Raw genomic sequence first — 2,449 nt, forward strand, 5'->3', positions numbered from 1 at the left:
CGACGCGCAGCACCAGGGTGTTGACGAAGAAGCCCACGACGTCGTCGAGGGCCGGGTCGCGCCGCCCGGCGATCGGGAAGCCCACCGCCACATCGGAACTCGCGCTGATTTTGGCCAGCAGCACCGCCAGGGCGGCCTGCACCACCATGAAGCTCGTCGCGTTGTGCGCATTGGCCACCGCGCGCACCCGCTGCTGCAACTCCGCCGGCCACTCCACGGCCACGCTGGCCCCGCGGAAATCGGCCACCAACGGATACGGCCGGTCCGTGGGCAACTCGAGTCGCTCGGGCATTCCGGCCAGGGTGTGTTCCCAATACCGCACCTGCCCGGCGATCAGGCTGTGCGGATCCTGCAGTTCACCTAACTGGGCGCGCTGCCAGAGCGTGTAGTCGACATACTGCACCGGCAGCGGCGCCCAGTCCGGGACACAACCGGCCGAGCGGCTGGCGTAGGCCTCCCCCAAATCGCGCACCAGCGGGGTCAGCGACCACCCGTCGGCGGCGATATGGTGCACCACGGCCACCAACAGGTGTTCGGTGTCGTTGAGCCGGAACAGCGATGCCCGCAACGGAATTTCGGTGGCCAAGTCGAACCGGTGGCCCACCACGGTCTCGATGGCCTTGCCCAGCCGGGCGGCTGACCAGCCGCGCGCATCGCTGATCCGCCAGCCGCAATCGGCCTCGTCCACCTCGACGACGAGTTGCCGCGGTATTCCCTCGCGCGCCGGGAACATCGTCCGAAGGCTTTCGTGACGGGCCATCACGTCGGCCAGCGCGGCGCCGAACGCCGCACCGTCCAGACGCCCGTGCAGCTGCAAAGCGATCGCCATGTTGTGCACCGGTGACGGCCCGTGCAATTGGCCGACGAACCACAGCCGCGACTGGGCGAACGACAGCGGCACCACCGCCGGCCGCGCACCGGCCACCAGCGGCATGCGACCGCCGCCGTCCGTCCCCAGTCGCGCCGCCAACCGTCGAATGGTGGGCGCCTCGAACAAGGCCCGCACGCCGAGGTGGACGTCGAGGCCGGCGTTGACCTCCGCGACCAGCCGCATGGCCGACAGCGAATCTCCACCGAGGTCGAAGAAGGAGTCGTCGATCCCGACACCCTCGACGCCCAGAACGTGCGCGTAGATGTCGGCCAGGGCCTGCTCGACGGCGGTGGCCGGGGCGCGGTACTGATCGGCGCCGTCAGACCGGCGCGAGTATTCGGGTGCGGGCAGCGCGCGGGTGTCGAGCTTTCCGTTGGGCGTCAACGGCAATGCGCCAACGGCCACCACCGTGGCCGGGACCAGGTACGCCGGCAGCCGCTCGGCCAGGTGGGCGCGGATCTCGCCCGGGTCGGCGGTACCGGTGACGTAGCCGACGAGCCGCCTGTCGCCGGGACGGTCCTCGCGGACGATCACCGCGGCCCGCTCGACGCCATCCAATGCGGTGAGCGCGGACTGGATTTCGCCGAGCTCGATGCGGTAGCCGCGGATCTTGACCTGTTCGTCGGCGCGACCGAGATAGTGCAGTTGCCCGCCCGGGCTCCAGCGCACCAAATCCCCGGTGCGATACATGCGCGCCCCGAACCCGCTGGAGCCACCGTACGGGCACGCCACGAACCGCGACGCCGTCAAACCGGCGCGGCCGACGTACCCCGCGGCGACCCCGGAGCCGGCGATATACAGTTCACCCGTCACACCGGCGGGCACCGGGCGCAGCCACGAGTCCAGCACGAAAAAGCCCAGATGCGCCAACGGCATTCCGATGGGGCTGGCAGTGGCGCCGACATCGCCGTCGACGATCTCCCGGAATGAGGCATGCACCGTCGTCTCGGTGATGCCGTACATGTTGATCAGCCGCGGGCGTCCGGGATGGTTGTCCAGCCACTTGCCCAGACGCTGCGGGACCAGCGCTTCGCCACCGAACACGACGGTCTGCGGGTTGAGCCGCGGACCCGATTGCGCGCCGTCCGCGCTCTGCAGCGCCGAGAACGCCGACGGGGTTTGGCTCAGCACGCTGACGTTCTCGGCAATCAGCAAGGCGCGCAGGTCTTCCGGCGAGCGCACCACCTCGTCGGGCACGACGAGCAGCCGCCCGCCCCTCAGCAGCGCGCCGAAGATCTCCCACACCGAGAAGTCGAACGCCAGCGAATGGCACTGGCTCCACACCCCCGCCCCCGGCGCCGACCGGTCGTGCAGTGCGGCCAGCAGCTCGGTGACGTTGTGGTGGGTGACCGCCACGCCCTTGGGGGTTCCCGTCGTGCCGGACGTGTAGATGACGTAGGCGATGTTCTGGTGGGCCGGCGCTGGCGGGGCGCCGGCGGGCCGGGTGTGCACGGCGGGGGGGGCGGGGGCGGCGGCCGCGCCGGGGAAGCCGGCCAGCCGGGCGCGCCGAACCGGGGGGGTGGCGGCGGCGAGCGGGGGGGCGGCCGGCAGCCGGAATGCGACGCGGGGGGGCGGCAC

At 71.3% G+C, this 2,449-nt stretch carries 1 protein-coding gene; it reads right to left on the reverse strand.

The annotated features are described in order from the left end of the window. Positions 1-2,449 (reverse strand): amino acid adenylation domain-containing protein (locus Q0W90_RS24200; protein WP_297777185.1); only part of this gene is annotated, 2,449 nt, incomplete at both ends.

It is taken from the genome of Mycobacterium sp., from assembly GCF_025933915.1.
Lineage (GTDB): Bacteria > Actinomycetota > Actinomycetes > Mycobacteriales > Mycobacteriaceae > Mycobacterium.